This is a genomic window from Flavobacterium sp. 2, from assembly GCF_049949195.1.
GTDB lineage: Bacteria > Bacteroidota > Bacteroidia > Flavobacteriales > Flavobacteriaceae > Flavobacterium.
Genome location: NZ_CP188206.1, coordinates 1,804,544 through 1,824,081 on the forward strand (window position 1 = coordinate 1,804,544; position 19,538 = coordinate 1,824,081).

19 protein-coding genes are annotated in these 19,538 nt (G+C 33.0%); 16 read left to right on the plus strand and 3 right to left on the minus strand.

What is annotated here, in order from left to right:
* Positions 1–54: 54 nt before the first annotated feature.
* The 5 genes from ACNFIH_RS07690 to ACNFIH_RS07710 all read left to right on the plus strand — a co-directional run bounded on the left by ACNFIH_RS07690 (position 55) and on the right by ACNFIH_RS07710 (position 6,567).
* The gene (locus tag ACNFIH_RS07690; RefSeq protein WP_426486170.1) at positions 55–606 is read left to right on the plus strand and encodes a K(+)-transporting ATPase subunit C; all 552 of its coding nucleotides are present in this window, start codon (positions 55–57) and stop codon (positions 604–606) included.
* 442 nt (positions 607–1,048) lie between these two features.
* The gene (locus ACNFIH_RS07695; RefSeq protein ID WP_426486171.1) at positions 1,049–2,128 is read left to right on the plus strand and encodes a porin; all 1,080 of its coding nucleotides are present in this window, start codon (positions 1,049–1,051) and stop codon (positions 2,126–2,128) included.
* 275 nt (positions 2,129–2,403) lie between these two features.
* A complete protein-coding gene (locus tag ACNFIH_RS07700) occupies positions 2,404–3,528 on the plus strand; it encodes a histidine kinase (protein ID WP_035652123.1) in 1,125 nt (374 codons plus the stop codon).
* A 138-nt stretch (positions 3,529–3,666) separates the two neighbouring features.
* Positions 3,667–5,385 (plus strand): ATP-binding protein, encoded by a 1,719-nt coding sequence (locus ACNFIH_RS07705; RefSeq protein ID WP_426486172.1) that lies wholly within the window; start codon positions 3,667–3,669, stop codon positions 5,383–5,385.
* A 420-nt stretch (positions 5,386–5,805) separates the two neighbouring features.
* The gene (locus tag ACNFIH_RS07710; protein ID WP_426486173.1) at positions 5,806–6,567 is read left to right on the plus strand and encodes a phosphatase PAP2 family protein; all 762 of its coding nucleotides are present in this window, start codon (positions 5,806–5,808) and stop codon (positions 6,565–6,567) included.
* 119 nt (positions 6,568–6,686) lie between these two features.
* Here ACNFIH_RS07710 and ACNFIH_RS07715 read toward each other — a convergent pair whose 3' ends face one another.
* Complete coding sequence (locus ACNFIH_RS07715; protein ID WP_035652120.1) at positions 6,687–7,460, minus strand: XRE family transcriptional regulator; 774 nt, start codon at positions 7,458–7,460, stop codon at positions 6,687–6,689.
* A gap of 99 nt (positions 7,461–7,559) precedes the next feature.
* Here ACNFIH_RS07715 and ACNFIH_RS07720 point away from each other — a divergent pair, with 99 nt between their 5' ends.
* The 6 genes from ACNFIH_RS07720 (at position 7,560) to ACNFIH_RS07745 (ending at position 12,658) form a co-directional block, all read left to right on the plus strand.
* The gene (locus ACNFIH_RS07720) at positions 7,560–8,009 is read left to right on the plus strand and encodes a LexA family protein (RefSeq protein ID WP_426486174.1); all 450 of its coding nucleotides are present in this window, start codon (positions 7,560–7,562) and stop codon (positions 8,007–8,009) included.
* 12 nt (positions 8,010–8,021) lie between these two features.
* The gene (locus tag ACNFIH_RS07725; protein WP_426486175.1) at positions 8,022–9,281 is read left to right on the plus strand and encodes a Y-family DNA polymerase; all 1,260 of its coding nucleotides are present in this window, start codon (positions 8,022–8,024) and stop codon (positions 9,279–9,281) included.
* A 42-nt stretch (positions 9,282–9,323) separates the two neighbouring features.
* The gene (locus ACNFIH_RS07730; RefSeq protein WP_426486176.1) at positions 9,324–10,712 is read left to right on the plus strand and encodes an exonuclease domain-containing protein; all 1,389 of its coding nucleotides are present in this window, start codon (positions 9,324–9,326) and stop codon (positions 10,710–10,712) included.
* A 45-nt stretch (positions 10,713–10,757) separates the two neighbouring features.
* Positions 10,758–11,384, plus strand: coding sequence for an alpha-ketoglutarate-dependent dioxygenase AlkB family protein (locus ACNFIH_RS07735; protein WP_426486177.1), 627 nt, complete (start codon positions 10,758–10,760; stop codon positions 11,382–11,384).
* Between the two features lie 160 nt (positions 11,385–11,544).
* The gene (locus tag ACNFIH_RS07740; RefSeq protein ID WP_035652027.1) at positions 11,545–12,006 is read left to right on the plus strand and encodes a DUF1810 domain-containing protein; all 462 of its coding nucleotides are present in this window, start codon (positions 11,545–11,547) and stop codon (positions 12,004–12,006) included.
* Between the two features lie 241 nt (positions 12,007–12,247).
* Positions 12,248–12,658, plus strand: a complete 411-nt coding sequence (locus tag ACNFIH_RS07745; protein ID WP_426486178.1) for an MFS transporter — start codon at positions 12,248–12,250, stop codon at positions 12,656–12,658.
* A gap of 71 nt (positions 12,659–12,729) precedes the next feature.
* Here ACNFIH_RS07745 and ACNFIH_RS07750 read toward each other — a convergent pair whose 3' ends face one another.
* The gene (locus ACNFIH_RS07750) at positions 12,730–14,148 is read right to left on the minus strand and encodes an APC family permease (RefSeq protein ID WP_426486179.1); all 1,419 of its coding nucleotides are present in this window, start codon (positions 14,146–14,148) and stop codon (positions 12,730–12,732) included.
* A 213-nt stretch (positions 14,149–14,361) separates the two neighbouring features.
* Here ACNFIH_RS07750 and ACNFIH_RS07755 point away from each other — a divergent pair, with 213 nt between their 5' ends.
* From ACNFIH_RS07755 to ACNFIH_RS07775, 5 genes are all read left to right on the plus strand, one after another.
* Positions 14,362–14,760: a DUF5958 family protein gene (locus ACNFIH_RS07755; protein ID WP_426486180.1), complete on the plus strand. Its 399-nt coding sequence runs from the start codon at positions 14,362–14,364 to the stop codon at positions 14,758–14,760.
* 117 nt (positions 14,761–14,877) lie between these two features.
* On the plus strand, positions 14,878–15,228 hold the full coding sequence (locus ACNFIH_RS07760; RefSeq protein WP_426486181.1) for a hypothetical protein: 351 nt from the start codon (positions 14,878–14,880) through the stop codon (positions 15,226–15,228).
* Positions 15,229–15,280: 52 nt separating this feature from the next.
* A complete protein-coding gene (locus tag ACNFIH_RS07765) occupies positions 15,281–15,883 on the plus strand; it encodes a DUF4240 domain-containing protein (RefSeq protein WP_426486182.1) in 603 nt (200 codons plus the stop codon).
* Between the two features lie 624 nt (positions 15,884–16,507).
* Positions 16,508–17,932, plus strand: coding sequence for a sensor histidine kinase (locus ACNFIH_RS07770; protein WP_426486183.1), 1,425 nt, complete (start codon positions 16,508–16,510; stop codon positions 17,930–17,932).
* Positions 17,922–18,323 (plus strand): response regulator, encoded by a 402-nt coding sequence (locus ACNFIH_RS07775; protein ID WP_426486184.1) that lies wholly within the window; start codon positions 17,922–17,924, stop codon positions 18,321–18,323. Before ACNFIH_RS07770 ends, ACNFIH_RS07775 begins: the two co-directional genes overlap by 11 nt.
* Position 18,324: 1 nt before the next feature.
* Here ACNFIH_RS07775 and ACNFIH_RS07780 read toward each other — a convergent pair whose 3' ends face one another.
* On the minus strand, positions 18,325–19,500 hold the full coding sequence (locus ACNFIH_RS07780; protein ID WP_426486720.1) for a LysM peptidoglycan-binding domain-containing protein: 1,176 nt from the start codon (positions 19,498–19,500) through the stop codon (positions 18,325–18,327).
* Between the last annotated feature and the right edge of the window lie 38 nt (positions 19,501–19,538).

Below are 19,538 nucleotides of genomic sequence, written 5' to 3' on the forward strand. Positions count from 1 at the left end.
TTAAGAAAAAAACTTAGAACCTTAGCATCTTAGAGTCTTAGAATCTCAAAAGAAATGAAAAATCTATTTTCTATAATAAAACTTACTGTGGCTACTTTAATCTTGTTCGCAGTTATTTATCCTTTAGCGATTTACGGAATTGCTCAAATTGCTCCAAATCAAGGAAAAGGAGAAACGATTTCGGTTAACGGAAAAGTCGTTGGTTACCAAAAAATTGGTCAGAAATTCGATAAGTCGAATTATTTCTGGGGAAGACCTTCGGCTGTTGATTATAACGCGGCGGGAAGTGCCGGAAGCAACAAAGGTCCAAGCAACGCCGATTATTTGGCTTTGGTTCAAAAAAGAATTGATACGCTTTTATTGATTCATCCTTACTTGAAAAAATCTGATATTCCGTCAGATATGGTAACGGCCTCAGGAAGTGGTTTGGATCCGAATATTTCTCCTCAAGGCGCTTTGATTCAGGTTAAGCGTATTGCCAAAGAAAGAAAATTGGATGAAACTAAAGTAAAATCTTTGGTGGAATCTAAAATTAATACTGCTGTTGTTGGTCCTGAAACGGTGAATGTTTTGGAATTGAATGTGGCGCTGGATCAGCTTCGCTAAGACTCTAAGATGCTAAGGTTCTAAGATACTGAGATTCTAAGTTTTTCTCCTACAAGGTTTTCAAAACCTTGTAGGTATGATAGACTAGTTGATACGAATTTTCATTCTTGTTCTATGCGCATTCTTGTCATTTCGACGAAGGAGAAATCACACTCGTAATTCGACAAAGATTGGCGATTAACTGTGCGGAGTTTCTAGTGTGATTTCTCCTTCGTCGAAATGACAAACTAAACGATAAAAACTAATCTTTAAAATTAAATACCTACAAGGTTTTGAAAACCTTGCAGGAAACAAAAACGCCTTTTTTACCCCAAATGCCCTAGCCCCGATAGTAGTGGAAATCCTTTTGTGTCTCGTTTCTTTAACGAGACACAAAAGATTGAAACGGATAGCGGGATTAGCTCCTAAAAAATCTACTAATAAATAATAGAATACCACAAAAATGAAAAAAATAATACTTACCGCTTTAATCGCTTTTGGTTATAGCAATTTACATGCACAAGAAGAATCAAAAAGTCCGCTGACATTTTCAGTATATGTAGACGCTTATTATAGTTATGATTTCGGGAAACCGGAAAATCATACTCGGCCAAACTTTTTTTACAGTTATAATAAAAGCAACGAGGTAAACCTGAACTTGGGAATGGCAAAAGTGAATTATTCGAAAGAAAATATTCGGGGGAATTTTGCCTTGATGGCGGGAACTTATGCCGAGTATAATATGTCTGCTGAACAAGGTTTATTGAAAAATGTTTACGAAGCAAATGTTGGTGTAAAGATTTCGAAAAACCATAATTTATGGATTGATGCTGGAATTATGCCTTCGCATATTGGTTTTGAAAGTGCGATTGGAAAAGACTGTCAGACTTTAACGAGAAGTATTTTGGCTGAGAATTCTCCTTATTATGAAACGGGAGTTAAAATTGGTTATACGTCTGAATCCGGAGAATGGTATTTGGCGGGTATGTACTTGAATGGCTGGCAGAGAATTGAAAAAGTAGAAGGCAATCAAACGCCTGCTTTTGGAACTCAGGTTACTTACAAACCGTCTGATAAAGTTGTTTTGAACTGGAGTACCTATGTTGGAAATGAACAGCCGGATATTGATAAAAAGTGGCGTTATTTTAATAACTTTTACGGACAGTTTAAGGTAACGGAAAAGACAAATATTACAGCTGGTTTTGATATTGGATCTCAGCAATCGGCTAAAAGCAGTAACAAATACGATACTTGGTTTTCACCAGTTTTGATTCTGCAATACAAACCGGTTGACAAGATTCAGCTTGCAGTACGAGGTGAATATTATAGTGATGAAAAAGGGGTAATTATCGCGACTGAAACACCTAATGGTTTTAAAACTTACGGATTTTCAGCTAACTTTGATTACTTAGTTACTGATAATGTTATGTTTAGAATTGAAGCCAGAAATCTTTCAAGTAAAGATGAAATCTTCACCAATAAAGACAATCTCCCAACGGATACAAATACGTTTGTAACGACTTCGCTGGCGATTTCTTTCTAAACATTAAAAGATTTTTTACCATTAAGAGATTAAGTTCTGTACTTTGTTCTTTTGCCTAAAAATTAGAACACGGATGAAACCGATTCGCTACCGCGAAGACGCAGATTAACACGGATTTTATATTTTAAAGTGAACCAAAAAATCCGTTTTTATTCGCGCTTTTACGGAGTAAATCCGCGTCATCCGTGTGCTAATCTCAACAATAAGAAATGAAGTATTTTAAATTTTCTCATGAGCTTAATTTACTTAATATCTTAATGGTTAAACCAAAAAATATGGAAAACGAAAATAATAACGCACAGCACTTTCTCGATTTAATTCAGAAATCACGAAAAGGAAAGTTTAAAATCTACATTGGAATGAGCGCCGGTGTGGGCAAGACTTTTCGTATGCTTCAGGAAGCGCATTCGTTATTGAAAAACGGAATCGATGTGAAAATTGGCTACATCGAAACGCACATGCGAAAGGAAACGCATGAATTATTAGCGGGTTTGCCGATAATTCCGAGACGGACCATTTTCTATAAAGGAAAAGAATTGGAAGAATTGGATGTTCAGGCGATTATCAATCTTCGTCCGGAAGTGGTTATTGTTGATGAACTAGCACACACGAACGTTGAAGGAAGCAAAAATGAAAAACGCTGGCAGGATGTTTTAGAGATTCTGGAAGCTGGAATTAATGTGATTTCGGCTGTAAATATTCAGCATATTGAGAGTTTAAATGAAGATGTAAAACGGATTACCAATATTGATGTTCAGGAACGTATTCCTGACAATGTTTTGCGATTAGCAGATGAAGTCGTCAATATTGACTTAACATCTGAAGATTTGATTGCGCGTTTGAAGGAAGGGAAAATTTATACTCCGGATAAAATTCAGACGGCTTTAACGAACTTTTTTAAATCGGAACAGATTTTACAACTTCGAGAATTGGCTTTGAAAGAAGTAGCGAGTCAGGTCGTTCGAAAAGTTGAAAATGAAGTTCCGAATCTTCATGCTTTACGACATGAAAAATTGTTGGCGTGTATTAGTAGTAATGACAAAACGGCTAAAATTGTGATTAGAAAAACAGCAAGACTCTCCAGTTATTATAACGGATTGTGGTATGTTTTGTATGTGGAAACTCCGCAGGAAAGCAGTAATAAAATTGCATTGGACAAACAAAGACATTTAATTAACAACTTTAAACTCGCCGTGCAATTAGGCGCAGAAGTAATTAAACTGGAAAACAGTAATATTGCCGATGCGATTTTGGCAACCGTAGAAGAAAAACAAATTACAACTGTCTGCATTGGAAAACCGCATTTGAATTTATTTAAAGTAATTTTGTCTACAACAATTTTCAGGCGTTTGCTAAACAAACTTTCTTTATCAAATGTCGATCTTGTTATTCTGTCGTAATATTTTCTAACCATTAAGATATTAAGTAAATAAAGACTATGCTTAATTTTCTCTTTGTAAGTTTCATTAAGTTCAAAGCTTAATTTCCTTAATATCTTAATGGTTCAAATAAAAAAAACTTGTTTTTAAATAAACGTCATGAGAATTAAAACCAAATTGAATCTGGGAGTTGGATTGTTATTTTTAATGATCATTATACTTTCGTTAGTGAGCGGTTATTCTGTTTTTTTGATAAAAGCAGATACCGAGAATATTCTGAAAGCGAATTATAATACGCTGGAATATTCGCGAAATATGATTTTGTCTTTGGATGAAATTAAAGCGAGCCCTGATAATGAAATTCATGTTTTCAAGGAATATCTTGAAAAACAAACACAAAATGTTACCGAACCCGGAGAAAAAGAAGCAACCGAAAACCTTGAAAAAAGTTTTACGCTTTTAGAACAAAACGGAGCAAACGAAACCATAAAAGCAAAAATCAGACAGGATATTTTTGCTATTATGAAACTGAATCTGGATGCTATAAAACAAAAAAGCGATATTGCCAAACATACCGCCGAAAATGCTAATTTATGGATTGCCATTGTGGGAAGTTTATGCTTTTTGATTGCTTTTAATTTATTGGTTAATCTCCCCAATAATATTGCAAATCCGATTAAGGAACTAACACTGAGTATAAAGGAAATTGCTAATAAAAATTATTCTGAAAGAGTCCATTTTACGAGTCATAGCGAATTTGGAGATTTGGCCAAATCGTTTAATACAATGGCGCAGAAACTTCAGGAATATAACGATAGTAATTTGTACAAACTCTTTTTCGAAAAGAAACGACTGGAAACGTTAATCAATAATATGAACGATCCTATTATTGGATTAGATCATGAAGGAATTGTTTTGTTTGCCAATGATGAAGCGTTGAAAATTGTTGGTTTGAAACTGGAAGATGTTATCGGAAAATCGGCTTCTACTCTAGCCTTGTCGAATGATTTGATTCGGTCTTTGATTTTGAAAGAGGAATCAGATGCTCCTAAAAAACAACCGCTTAAAATTTATGCGCACGGAAAAGAAAGTTATTTCGAAAAAGAAATTCTGAACATTACCATAATTCCGACTGGAGAAGAAAAAGAAATCAATATTGGCGATGTGATTATTCTACGAAATATTACGCTTTTTAAAGAATTGGATTTTGCCAAAACCAATTTTATTGCTACCGTTTCACACGAATTAAAAACACCAATTGCATCTATAAAATTAAGCCTGAAATTGCTTGAAAATGAAAAAACAGGCGACATGAACGAAGATCAAAAACAATTGGTCGAAAGCATTAAAGATGATAGTCAGCGACTGCTGAAAATTACAGGTGAATTACTGAATCTATCGCAATTAGAAACGGGAAATATTCAGCTGAATATCGAAAAAAGCAATCCGCAAGAAATTGTAAATTATGCTGTTGAAGCGGTAAAAGTTCAGGCGGAACAAAAGCAAATCAAACTGGTTATTGATGCCGATGAAAATCTAGAAGACGTAAAAGCCGACAGCGAAAAAACAGGCTGGGTTTTGATTAATTATTTATCGAATGCCATTCGGTATTCTTCTGAAAAAAGTACCATTCATATCAAACTTAAAAAAGAATTAAATCAAATTGTATTTCAGGTTATCGATACCGGAAAAGGAATTGATACGCGCTATAAAGACAAAGTTTTTGATAAATATTTTCAGGTTCCTGGAAGTCAAAAATCCGGAACTGGATTGGGATTAGCAATCAGTAAAGAATTTATTGAAGCTCAAAATGGAAGTGTTGGTGTTGAGAGTAATTTGGGATTAGGGAGCACGTTTTGGTTTTCACTGAAAGTGTAAAAAAGAGCCAAAGGCTCGATCCATATTGTAGGGCCGGATTTCAATCCGGTTGACACAGAAATTCCGCAATGCAAAACAATTATAGGCTATATCATATTATTAAACTGGATTGAAATCCAGCCCTACAATATGGATCGTCCCTACGGGACTTTCTTGTAATTTATATTTTTTTCTACCAATATTTAACTCCTAAAGGAGTATCTCGTAGAGATTATATATTGGTAGAAAAATTTCTGCACACATATATTTATCCCGTAGGGATTACACAATATATTCTGTTTTACCTATAATAATTTAGCTAATCTTAATTCAACTACTTCATTTAAAACCAACAAATTAATATTCACTTAAGGTTCAATTAAGAGAAAAATAGTTAGCAAAAACCTTCGTTAATATTGCAAAATATAACGACAACGAAAGATGTTTTACAAAGCCATTTCCCTGGTATTTCTATTTGGATTATTTTCTGCGAATGCACAGCAAAATGATTCGATCACAAAAATTGACAGCACTTCTAATCATTTAAAATTCAATTACAAGCAATTAATTATTCCGAGTGTATTAATTGGTTATGGCGTAATTGGTTTAGAAAGTGATCAGCTCCTAAGTTTCAATCATCAGATTAAGGATGAAGTTACCGAGGATATTGACGAAAAAATTACGATTGATGACTTCTCGCAATATGCACCTGCAGCGTCAGTTTATGCTCTGAATGCTTTTGGTGTAAAGGGCAAAAATAATATGCGGGATCGTTCCGTAATATTTGTCACTTCTTATGTTATAATGGCTTCAACGGTTTTAGGATTAAAATCGATTGTACATGAGGAAAGACCTGACGGAAGCTCAAATAATTCTTTTCCATCCGGACATACTGCAACCGCTTTTGCCGGAGCCGAATTTTTATGGCAAGAATACAAAGACAAATCGATTTGGTACGGAATTGCCGGTTATGCCGTTGCCACCGGAACGGGATTATTTAGAATTTACAACAATCGCCATTGGTTAACCGATGTTGCGGCAGGAGCCGGAATCGGGATTTTGAGTACCAAAATCGCGTATTGGATGAATCCGTATATCACTAAAAAATTGTTCAAATCATCTTCTGAAAGTAAATCAACTTCTATGATTGCGCCTTTTTATAATGGACAACAATATGGATTGAGTTTTGTGAAGGTATTTTAGATTTTTTTTCGCCACGGCTCGAGCGATAGCGAACAGGCGAAGCAATTCACGGATTTTGATTTAAAATAATTCGTGAATTGCTTCGCCTGTTCGCTATCGCTCGAGCCGTGGCGAAAAAACTATGCATTCGAAGTATTATTCTTAATCTCCCTAACTTCACGTTTCAATTCTAAAAGCAAATCCTTCATTGCTCCGGTTTCCGATATTTCTTGTTTCTTATCCGAGCGGCCGATATTACATTCGTATTCCCAAATCTCCAGAATATCAGAAGCTTTCACTTCATAATTTGGGTAAAAACTATTATCCGATTCTAAAACCAAAGCGTTCTTTTTATTTTTATTGAGACGTTTGTAAACCATTCCTTCATTTTTAGTAATCAAAATATAGGTTTTGCCGTCCATAACCTCTCCCAACTTTTCCACATAACGGCCAATAATGATAGAACCATCTTCGTGTGGAGGCATTGAATCGCCTTCAACGGGAAATCCGCGGTGTTTCCCTGGTCCTAAAAACGGAAGTGTAATCTGCTGTAAACTTTCAATATATTCTGGATCAGCATATCCGTTTAGATAACCTGCTTTTGCTTTTTGAGAAACAATTTCAATAAAATTTTCTCCAAAACTATCCACTTGAATAGGTAAAATAAGTCGGTTGCCTTCTAATTTTATCAAATTTTGCACATCAATTTTACGGATATCGACAGATAATATCAAGTCAATACTCATATGAAAATATAATGCAATCTTCTTTAAAATGTCATACGGTGCTTCCGAAGTTCCGTCTTCGTATTTCACGTATCTTCCTCTTGTAATACTTAGGTTTTCAGCTAATTTTTCTTGTGATATTTTATGCTTAACCCTTAGTGCTCTGATGTTGTCTGAAAATAAGGACATAATTAATTTGTTATAATTTGGAACAGCAAATATACGAAAAATTGTTATCACCTGTGCTAATTTTGTAATGTTCAAAAAAAACATTTTTCAGAAGTGATTATGAAATTGAGAGATATAAATACCACAAAATCAATAGAATTATACATTCCGGATATAAAATCGGAAATAAAACTGCCTTTTTTTGACGTTGGTATCAGCGCAGGTTTTCCTTCGCCTGCTGATGATTTTATCGAATCATCAATTGACCTCAACAAAGAATTCATCAAACATAAATACACTACTTATTTTGCCAGAGTGAAAGGGCATTCAATGAAAAATGTCGGCATAAATGATGGTGACTTATTGATTATTGATAAAAGCCTTGAACCTCAAAACAATAAAATTGCTGTTTGTCAAATTGATGGCGAATTTACCGTAAAACGTATCAGAATAGAAAAAGACATTATCTGGCTTATTGCCGAAAATGAAGATTATCAGCCTATAAAAGTGACTCAGGAGAATAATTTTGTGATTTGGGGAATTGTGGTTCATTGTATTAAAACTTTTTAAAAACAAATTTGAATGTTTGCTTTAGTCGATTGTAACAATTTTTATGCTTCTTGCCAAAGAGTATTTGAACCGCATTTAAGAGGAAAACCTATTGTTATTCTCTCTAACAATGATGGTTGTGTTATTTCGCGTTCTGATGAAGCAAAGGTTTTGGGAATACCAATGGCAATTCCGGCTTTTAAGTATGAAGCTATTTTTAAAGAAAAAAACATTTTTGTTTATTCTTCCAATTATCCGCTGTATGGCGATATGAGTAATCGCGTAATGAATCTACTTCAAACTTATACTCCAGAAATCGAAATTTATAGTATTGATGAAGCTTTTCTGAAATTTTCGGGTTACGATTTATTCGATTTAAATACACTGGGTTTAAAAATGCGAAAAGAAGTCACTCAAGGAACGGGAATTCCTGTAAGCATAGGTTTTGCACCGACCAAAGCTTTGGCTAAAATGGCGAATAAAATTGCCCGAAAATTTGCTGATCGTACACAAGGTGTTTATTGTATTGATTCTGAAGAAAAAAGAATTAAAGCATTAAAGTGGACAAAAATTGAAGACGTTTGGGGAATTGGACGAAAGCTCGCTAAACGACTGAAAGCAAGAAAAATCAATACAGCGTATGAATTTACGCAACTTCCTGATGCCTGGGTAAGAAAAGAAATGTCTGTAGTGGGACTTCGATTAAAACATGAATTAGAAGGGAAACCAACTTTGGATTTAGAAGAAGCCGCAGACCGGAAAATGATTGCCACTACGAGATCTTTCGAAAAAAGATATACTACTTATGAAGAAATTTCAGAACGAATAAGCACGTTTACAGCTTCTTGTGCTGAAAAATTAAGGCGTCAGAATTGTCATTGTAATATGGTAACGGTTTTTATCCAGACTAGTTTTATAAAGAATGAAGAATCACATTATTCACGAAGTATTACCATTACTACTGATTTTCCAACTAATTCAACAATAGAATTGAATGCGGCCGCTCAAAAAGGGTTTAAAGCTATTTTTAAAAAAGGTTATCGTTATAAAAAAGCAGGTGTAATTGTAATGGGTTTAACGCCAAATAGTGAAACGCAACTTAATTTATTCAACGCTTCAAACCCTAAACATCAGCCTTTAATGAGTGTGATTGATAAAATGAACCGGAATTATGGTAACAACAAAATTAAATTCGGGGTACAGTCTTTAGGAAGACAATGGAAAATGAAACAAAACAGATTATCACCAAAGTTTTCAACTCTGCTTAAAGATGTAATTACGGTGAAAGCTTAAGTTTTACAAAAATTGAAATAAACCCTTTTACATTATATAAAGATGAAAAATACGGAATATGCTATAGTCGATATCGAAACCACAGGCGGAAATGCCAGTGGAAGCCGTATTACAGAAATTGCCATTATTATTCATGATGGTACAAAAGTGTTGGATCGTTATGAAACTCTTGTAAATCCAGAACAGGATATTCCTATTTCTATTTTTGGATTAACAGGAATTAATAATGAAATGGTTGCTAATGCTCCTATTTTCGATGATATTTCGGAGAAAGTATTAGAAATGCTGACGGATCGTGTTTTCGTAGCACACAACGTCAACTTCGATTATTCGTTTGTACATCATCAATTGGAACAAGCCGGATTTAAATGGACCGCCAGAAAATTGTGTACCGTTCGTGCGGCTAGAAAAATCAAACCCGGATTAGGATCTTACAGTTTAGGAAATCTTTGTAATTCTTTAAATATATCTTTAGAAAACAGACACCGAGCCGGCGGAGATGCAGACGCTACTGCTCTATTATTTTCTCTTTTACTGGAATGGGACAATGAAGGAGAAATAGAAAAAATGATCAAAAAAACGGCGCAGGATCAGCGTTTACCTCCAAACCTTCCGCCAGATGATTTTAATAATTTACCTGAAAAACCAGGTGTCTATTATTTTTATAATCAGGCAAAAAAAGTGATTTATGTAGGTAAAGCCATCAATGTAAAGAAACGTGTGGCATCGCATTTTAGTGGCAATAATATCAATCCGCAAAGACAGCATTTTCTGAGAGACATTCACAGCATTTCCTTTGAAATCTGTGCCACCGAATTAATGGCGCTTTTATTAGAATGTACCGAAATAAAACAGCTTTGGCCAGCCTACAATAGAGCATTAAAACGTTTTGAAGCAAGATTTGGTATTTATCAATATGAGGCAAGAAACGGATATAAATATTTGGCTGTTGGAAAACTAAGCAAATTTCAGACTTGTATTCATGAATTTAATAGTTTGTATAACGCTATAAATTTACTGAGAAGTCTAGCTGAACAATTTGAAATTGATCAAAGATTCTGCAAATATTCCAGACCTGAAGAAGCAGAGCTTCCGCAAAATAATGATATAAAAAGCCTGCCTGATATTCTGCTTCACAACGAACAAGTTGACAATGCTATTGATTTTTTCTTAAATAACAGACCCACTTTTGCCATTATAGACAAAGGAAGATCTAAAGAGGAACGCAGCTGCATCTGGATTGAAAATGGCCATTTTCATGGAATGGGATATATTCCGAGAGATGTTGCCATTCATGATCCGGAAGATGTAAAAAGTTATGTTACACTTTATAAAAGCAATCAATATATTGAACAGTTAATTTTTACTTATGCCGAAAAACATCCCGGAAAAGTATTCTTCAACAAACATTTTTTAAGTAAAGCTTCCTAAACCAAATAAAACATAAAATAGAGCTGTAAAACCAAAATCTGAATTATGACACTATTTAGCGACACCGAATTATTTACCACAGGCAGCAGTGGTAAAATTGTATACGATTTGCCGGATTGCGAATTAATTTTGATCGATAATTTTTTTAGTAAAGAAGAATCTGATCGTTTTTATGAAAGAATACTTCGCAAAACCAAATGGCGAGAATACGAAATGGAAATGTTTGATAAAATTGTTACAGCCCCAAGAATGATTTCCTGGTATGAAGACAAAGACAATCCGGGCGCCGATCAAAAAGGCCCCGACTGGACTTACGATTTGCTGACTATCAGAGGCCGTGTTGAAAAAGAAACAGAACTAGATTTCAACAGCCTTCTTTTAAATTTATATCGAGACGGCAACGACAGCGTGGCGTGGCACAGCGATAAGGAACATAATACAGGACCAAATCCTGTTATAGCATCGGTAACTTTTGGCGAAACCAGAATGTTTAGATTGCGCCATAAATTCCGAAAAGATATTGATCAGGTTGAGATTCCCTTGCATCATGGTTCTTTTTTATTAATGGCTGGAACGACCAATAGTTTTTGGCAACATCAGATTCCGAAAACCGCACGAGATGTTTTACCGAGGATCAATCTTACCTTTAGAAGAACTAATCGAAATCTTTGATTTTTATAGAATTGAATGCTTTTAAAAAGTTTTTTCAACTAAAAAAACAGTAAGATATTCCTTCTTTAAAAAGTTAAAACACGCACTGTATGAACCTTTTATTAGGCAGACCCTTTCTTTTTTACTATTTTTGCAACCTTTTTCAAAATACAATACCATAATGGCTTATTCTAACAATGATTTATCGCGTTTCCTAGATGCGCAAAACAAACTTTATCTTACTGCTCTTTCTGAAATCAGCAAAGGGAAAAAAGAAACACACTGGATGTGGTTCATTTTTCCGCAAATAAAAGGTTTGGGCAAAAGCGATACAGCAAATCTTTATGCCATTAACGATTTAAAAGAAGCTTCTGATTATTTGGAACATCCAATTTTAGGAAAACATTTAATCGAAATTTCAGAACTTTTATTAAGTTTTAAAATGAAATCAGCTGATGGAATTTTTGGAGATTTAGATGCACGCAAATTGCGTTCGTCTATGACGCTTTTTTCTTTAGTTGAAAACACAAATCCGATATTTCAGGAAATTCTGGAAGCTTTCTTCTCAGGAGAATCTGATCCACTTACTTTGTCTATTATTAATTCAACAATAAAATCTTCTGCTGAACCTGTTGCGTTATAAAAACGGTTTTCAGATTATTTACATCAAAGAGACACTGCCTAATCGCAGTGTTTTTTTTTATTTTTACTCTTCTGTTTTGCAGGAAAATTTCATTTGTTGCAACATTTTTTTTGCTTTTCCCAAAAACAATAAATCCCCAAATAAAGCTCAAAAAAGAATATTCTAATTGCCTAAAACATTATTTTTCAAGTAATTAATCTTAACTTGCATATACAAACCACTTTATAACTTAAACCAAATCATGTCTGATAGAATTAAAACACTCCAAATTCTTCATCTTGCTATTTGTGCAGGAACAATTGTGGCTTATTATATTTTAGGTGATCTTTCAATTGAGAAATTACAAATTCCTGTTATTGATTCATCTTCTGCAATATATATCCTGATTCCTGTTTTAGCATTTGTTTTGAGCAGTTTTTTGTTCAAATATCAATTAAAACAAATTAATCCAAAATTAAAATTGGAAGAAAAATTTCCAATCTACCAAACTGCATCTATCTTGCGTTGGGCAGTTCTTGAAGGAGCAGCATTTCTTATCTTAATTTTAAATCCCGATTTTATTTTATTTGGAATCCTGATTTTAATTTATCTGATTTTTTTAAGACCAACCGCAGAAAGAATTGATAATGATTTATCGGATACTAACAATTAAAAACAAAAAAGCGTCCTGTAATAAACAAGACGCTTTTTTATTATAATCAAAGTTTCAAACTTGAAACAATTTTATTCTTCTTTTGGTTTTGTTAAATAGTAAACAGGAATTCCTGCCAACATTATTAAAACTCCCCATCCGCAAGTTGAAAATTTTGTAAATAATAAAGAAATACAAATTGCGGATGCAACGATGATATATAACATTGGTAAAAAAGGATATCCAAAAGCTTTATAAGGTCTTTCAGCATCTGGCATTTTTTTTCTTAAAATAAAAATTCCATAAATAGTCAGAATATAAAAAATCAAAACGATGATGATTACGAAGTCTAATAAATCACCGTATTTTCCCGTCAAACATAAAGCTGAAGCCCAAATACATTGCGCCCATAAAGCCCATGCAGGAACACTTGATTCATTTAAAACTGCAGCTTTTTTAAAGAATAGCCCATCATTTGCCATTGTATAATAAACTCTCGCTCCTGCCATAATTAATCCGTTGTTGCAGGCAAAAGTCGAAATCATAATCATGATTGCAATAATTAGCGTTCCAATATCTCCAAAAATATATTGTGAAGCCACAACTGCTACTCTATCAGATTTTGCTGTTGCAATTTCCTGAAGTGGCACAACGGCCAAATACATCAAATTTGTCAAAACGTAAATTATTGTTACAATAAAAGTTCCTAAAAACAAGCTTAAACCAACATTTCGTTTTGGATTTTTAATTTCGCCGGCAATAAAAGTTACGCCGTTCCATGCATCGCTTGAAAATAATGAGCCAACCATTGCAGCTGAAATTCCTGTAATTAAAGCTGTTCCGCTAATTGGAAGCCACGAACCACTTTTTGTATTATAACTACGTGTTGTCCAGGCGTCAGCCCAGTTGGCATCCCAAATTGAAGCTTTTGCAGCCAATGTTAATCCAAAAACGATTAACCCCAGCAAAGATAAAATTTTTATTATAGTTAAAACAGTTTGCAGAATTTTACCGTTTTTCACACCACGACTATTAATGAAAGTCAGCACCACAATGGTGAAAATAGATACAAGCTGTGCTGCATTAAGTTTAAATGAACCTAATTCATATAAAATATTTTCATCGCTAAACGGCTCATAAAGATATGCCGCAAATTTTGAAAAAGCTACACCAACTGCAGCAATTGTCCCGGTTTGAATTACAGCAAAAAAGCTCCAGCCGTACAAAAAGGCAATTAATTTATTATAAGCTTCTTTTAGATATACGTATTGTCCTCCAGCTTTTGGGAACATCGCACTAAGTTCTCCATAACTTACAGCGGCAATAATGGTAATTAATCCTGAGATTAGCCAAATAAGCGTTAGCCAGCCCGCAGATCCAACTTGTCTGGCAATATCGGCACTTACGATAAATATCCCAGATCCAATCATAGAACCAACTACGAGCATGGTTCCGTCTAATAATCCGAGTTCTCTTTTAAAATGTTCTTGATCTTGTTCGTTTTCTTGCATTTTTTTGGTTTTTGGGTTGGTTAAAGATATACTTTTTTCTGAAATCCTAATATTCAAATTCCAAATTCGAGTTATTCTTTAAAAATAAAATCAGGATTTGCTCATGAAATTTCAATTATGCAAAAAGAGCCTCTTTACGTATTCCCGTAAGTTTATATTATTTCAACTATTTATATTTGAAAAACTATTCCAAAAAAAGAAGCAAAAACTCAATTGAAGAAAACAGAAAAAATAATCAACAAAATTGCGCAAGACAAACTCGAATTTAATGTTGGTTTAGCACTTTTATTAGAAAATAACTATAATTTCAAGGAGTTATTTACAACTCTGCATAATTACATTATCAATTCTATTCCTGACAAAATTGATTTTAATTCTGAGTCTTATCAAACGGCCTTAAACACTATTCCTTTAAAGCCTACATGCACACCAGTAGTGCTTTTAAAAACTTTTCCAACAAAAATTGCTTTTCAAAAATTAGTTTCACTCCCGGAGAATGAAAATGGAAAAACAATAACCTCTTTATTGTGGATTTTTAAAACAACAGATACAGAAAGACGAAACACTGAATGCAAAGACGGTTGTACTCATTTTTGGCATCATCTTTTTTAAAATAAAATTTAAACTCTTTTTGCTTAAAAATTCTCTTTTACGTCTTTACGTAACATAATCCTGTTTCAACTATTTATATTTGAAAATCAATAAAATCAACCAACCAAAAACCAATTTATGGAAACTACTGTAATTGATAATCAAGAATTAATTAATCAGCATTATAATATAGCTGCGAATCTCATTTTAAATCAACGAAAATCAGGTTATGAAACTAAAAATATTCTAATTGAACAAGGATTAGATCCTGACGTTGCCGCTATGATTGTCGAAAAAATAGAAATGAAGATCAATGAAGCGCAACAAGAAGCAATTCATGCTCAGGCTAAAAAAGATATTCTGTATGGCGCTTTATGGTGCATTGGCGGAACCATATTAACATTGGCGCATATTGGTTTTATTTTCTGGGGCGCTATTGTATTTGGCGGTATTCAGTTTTTCAGAGGATTAATTAATTTAAATTCTTAAAATGATCTTTTTCAAAGTGTAAAAACATTTATTAACAAATACCAAAAAGACAATGGGAATATTTGACAGATTTTTTGGTAAAACGGAAAAGGAAAAAAATTCCAGACCTATCAAAACAGATTTTATAATTTCAGAAAAACTGATGGAAGAGGAATTATTCTGGAAGATAATTCAGAAAACAAAAGACAGTTCTGGAGGCAATTTTGAAGAACAACAGGAAGAATTAGCGAATGAACTCAGAAAACTGACGGCAGATGAATTGATTTTATTTGGCAACAGTTTTAGAAATTTTAGAGGCGAAGCAAATACCTGGGAACTCTGGGGCGCGATATATATTATCCATGGAGGTTGTAGCGATGATAGTTTTAACGATTTCCGTGAATGGATTATCGCACAGGGTAAAGATTTTTATTATAAAATTACTGCTAATCCTGAATTGCTCGTAGAAACTGAAAAACATCTTATTGAAGAATTTGACTGGGAAGGTTTTGGTTATTTACCGGGAATCGTTTTTGAAGAACTTACAGGTCAGGAAATGCCATATCCGTTTCAGGAAAAACATAATACAACCGGAAATGAATGGGACGAAAAGGGTGATGATTTGCAAAAATTGTTCCCTAAACTTTATGCTAAGTATTCGGCTAATTTTCAATAAATTCTTTTGCCAATTTCATTAAAACTAAAATTACTCTAATTAGAACTTTATAGCTAAAACAGAATAAAATAACTTTACTTTAAAAAAAGCTGCGGGTAAAATTTGCAGCTTTTTCTTTTCGAAAAAAACCTTAAAACACAGATAATCAGCACTATTAAATTCTTACATTTTGTTAAATTTTATTTTTTTCATTTTGATCTAAATTAAATCGTAAAATAACGCGAAAATTTAAATTGTAAAAATATTTCGACCGTTAAACAAAAACATAACAGTAAATTATAAATTATTCCTAAAATGATTACTAAAAACATAAATTGAGTTTCACATTTTAATATTATTTCACATTTTAACAATAAATCAAAACGCTGATAATCAATTATTTATAATTTAAAAAATCAAAATAAATAGAAAATAAAAATATGTTTGTCAAAGCAAAATATATTTTTATTAAATTTGGTAGAAAGGATTAAATTTATAAAATTTCTTATTTTTTATTAACATTTGTTTATTTTTTAAACCCAAACTCTTTCTAATCCCCCAATAGAGGAGTTGAGATAAAAAAACATCTATTACAAGCAAAATGAACTGATTAAAAGCAAATTATCAACCTACAAAATAAGAAATATGCTAAAAATTCAGCTTTTAAGGAAAATGCGTTTTCCAAATGTTTTTATTCTCCTCTTAATTGTATTTATCACATGCGCCTTATTAATTTGTGTAAACTTCTTTACAATCAAAATTTTATCTGCAAACCGAGCTTATGTGAATGGTGAATCTCATTATTCAAAAGGCCAAAAAGACGCAGCACGGCATCTTATAACGTATCTTTATACTAAAGACAGAAATCAGTGGAAATTATATCAGGAAGAATTAAGTGTTCCGCAAGGTGATGGAATTGCAAGAAAAACACTTTTAAAAGCTGGAGACAATCAAGTTGCCCGTGATGGCTTTATTAAAGGACGTAATCATAAAGACGATTTGGATGATCTCGTTTGGCTGTTTGTTTATTTTAAAAAAGTGTCATTTTTAGCAAAAGCAATTCATGAATGGGAACAAGGCGATAATTTAATATATGAATTGTTTACCATTGGAACACAAATCGATGCAAAAATCAAACACAATGCATTAAGCCCTGATGAACAAAGAAAGTTTCTTGAGCAAATTAGCGTTATAAGTGATCGCTTGACAATCAATGAACGTAATTTTTCAAACACTTTAGGAGAAGGAACGCGCAAAATAAAAGATTTACTGATTATTACTAATATTGTTTTCATTCTCATTATCGTCTGCAGTATTTGTCTTTACTATTCTATAATGGTAAAACGTCTGCTAACTTCAAAAAAAGAAATTGAAGTAAAAAATGAAAATTTAATGCTGGTCAATCACGAACTGGATTGTTTTGTTTACAGTGCATCACACGATTTGAGATCTCCTATTACTTCATTGAAAGGCCTCATAAAAATCACTCAACTAGAAGATAGCGTTATTCAGATAAAAGATTATTTATACTTAATGGAACAAAGTCTCGCTAAGCAAGATCAATTTATAAGTGACATTATTGATTATTCTAAAAACAAACGAACTCAAATAATAATGGAACCTGTAAGCTTAAAAGAATTGTTTGAAGAAGCAATTTCTCAATTAATGCATATAGAAAATGCGAATCAAATTATCTTTACAAAAGAGCTTTTAGTAGATCAAATCCACAGCGACAGTTTAAGACTAAAAATTATTATTTCAAATTTACTGTCAAATGCTATAAAATATGCTGACGCAAATAAACAAGAAATGTTTATTTCTATTAAAACTTCTTTTAATGACGGCTACAACAGAATTGAAGTTATAGACAACGGAATTGGAATTAAGGAAGAATATAAAGATAATATTTTTGAAATGTACTTTGGAACAAACAAAAACAAAGGCAGCGGATTAGGACTTTATATTGTAAAAGAAGCTGTTGAAAACATAAAAGGAAATATTTCTGTAAGCTCAGAAAGTTCAGTAGGAAGCAAATTTACCGTAACAATACCAACTCTTTATGCTGTCTAAACCTGCATTTTTATTAATTGAAGACAACCTGATCGATCAGCTTGTTATCAAACAATTATTAAAAAAAATATTGTCTGTAGATGAAATTTACATTGCCAATAATGGGCAGGAAGGACTTTATTGGCTAGAAAACAACAAAGGAATCAGCAAACCTTTATTTATTATTCTTGATATCCAAATGCCATTTATGAATGGTTTTGATTTTTTGAATGCGTACGACAAACTTGATGAGGATATAAAAAAAGAAGTTCAAATTTACGTACTTTCCTCAACACTTGATCCTGACGAAATCAATCTAATCAATGAAAACAAATACGTAACTAAAATGCTAAATAAACCTTTTCCTATTGAAGAATTTAAAAAGACTCTGTATCCGGAAGATGAAAACTAGTTTACAATTTTTTAGTTTCTTCTTCTAAAATACGATTCACCTGAGAAAATGCTCTTTCGTAGTAAGGTTCTTTTGTTGAAGAAATCATGACGCCGCCGTGAGTTGAAGAATGCACAAATTTAATTTCTCCTTCAGTAACCTCTACAACCATTCCTACGTGGTTTATATGGCGTCTACCATTCGTTTTAAAGAAAATCAAATCTCCTTTTTGCGCAGCATCCGAACTAACTTTGTTTCCTATTCGGGATTGCTCGATTGAGCTTCTTGGCAATTTAATATCAAAGTTTCCAAAAGTACAAAACATTAAACCTGAACAATCAAAACCTGCTTTTGTTGTTCCGCCAGAGCGATAGCGGGTTCCTATGTTTTGAGTAGCGTTTAGAATAAGTAAATCAATTAACTCTGAATGATTACTGATACGAACCATAGCTGAATCTGTTTTTACACTAGTTTTATCAGCTATTTGAATATTTTCTTCCAAGAGCGGTTTTTCTTCTGCAGAAGGCTGAACTGAATTTAATAATGCCGCAGCATCTGCTTTTTCTTTAGAAGTTTTGATTTTCAAAACATAACCCACAGGAAGTTTTCCTTTTATAAATGGATTTTGTTTTTCTAATTCGGAAACTGTTATTCCATATTTCTTAGCAATGGCGTATTTTGTTTCTTTTGGCTGTACTTCGACTACAACCTCAACATCTGATGAATTTTCATTAACTACAGCAGGTTTTTCGGCAATTGCAACATTCTTAGAAGGAATGTTGATTCGTTGCCCAATTTTCAACCCATCAGTTTCAATCGACGGATTTGCTTTTTTTAATTCATCTACTGAGACATTATATTTCTTAGAAATTCCCCAAAGCGTTTCTTTCTGCTGAACTTCATGAAAATCAGCATTTGCAATTTCAATTTTATCAGCAGGTTTTAAATCAGAAGCTTTATTATCATCAGATTTTACAGTAACCGATTTGTTATTGTTTGGAATTAATAAAACCGAATTTAGTTTAAGGATTTTTGGTGCATTAGGATTTGCATCGATGATATCTTTTGGTTTTACACCGTATTTTTTAGCAATAACGGTAATATTTTCTCCTTTTGAAATTTTATGTTTAATGTATTTTTCCTGAGAAAAAACACCAACACTAAAAAAAAACATCAATATTATTAATCTGTAAACCATCATTTTCATTTTATCAAATCGCATTTTTTGAACTTTCT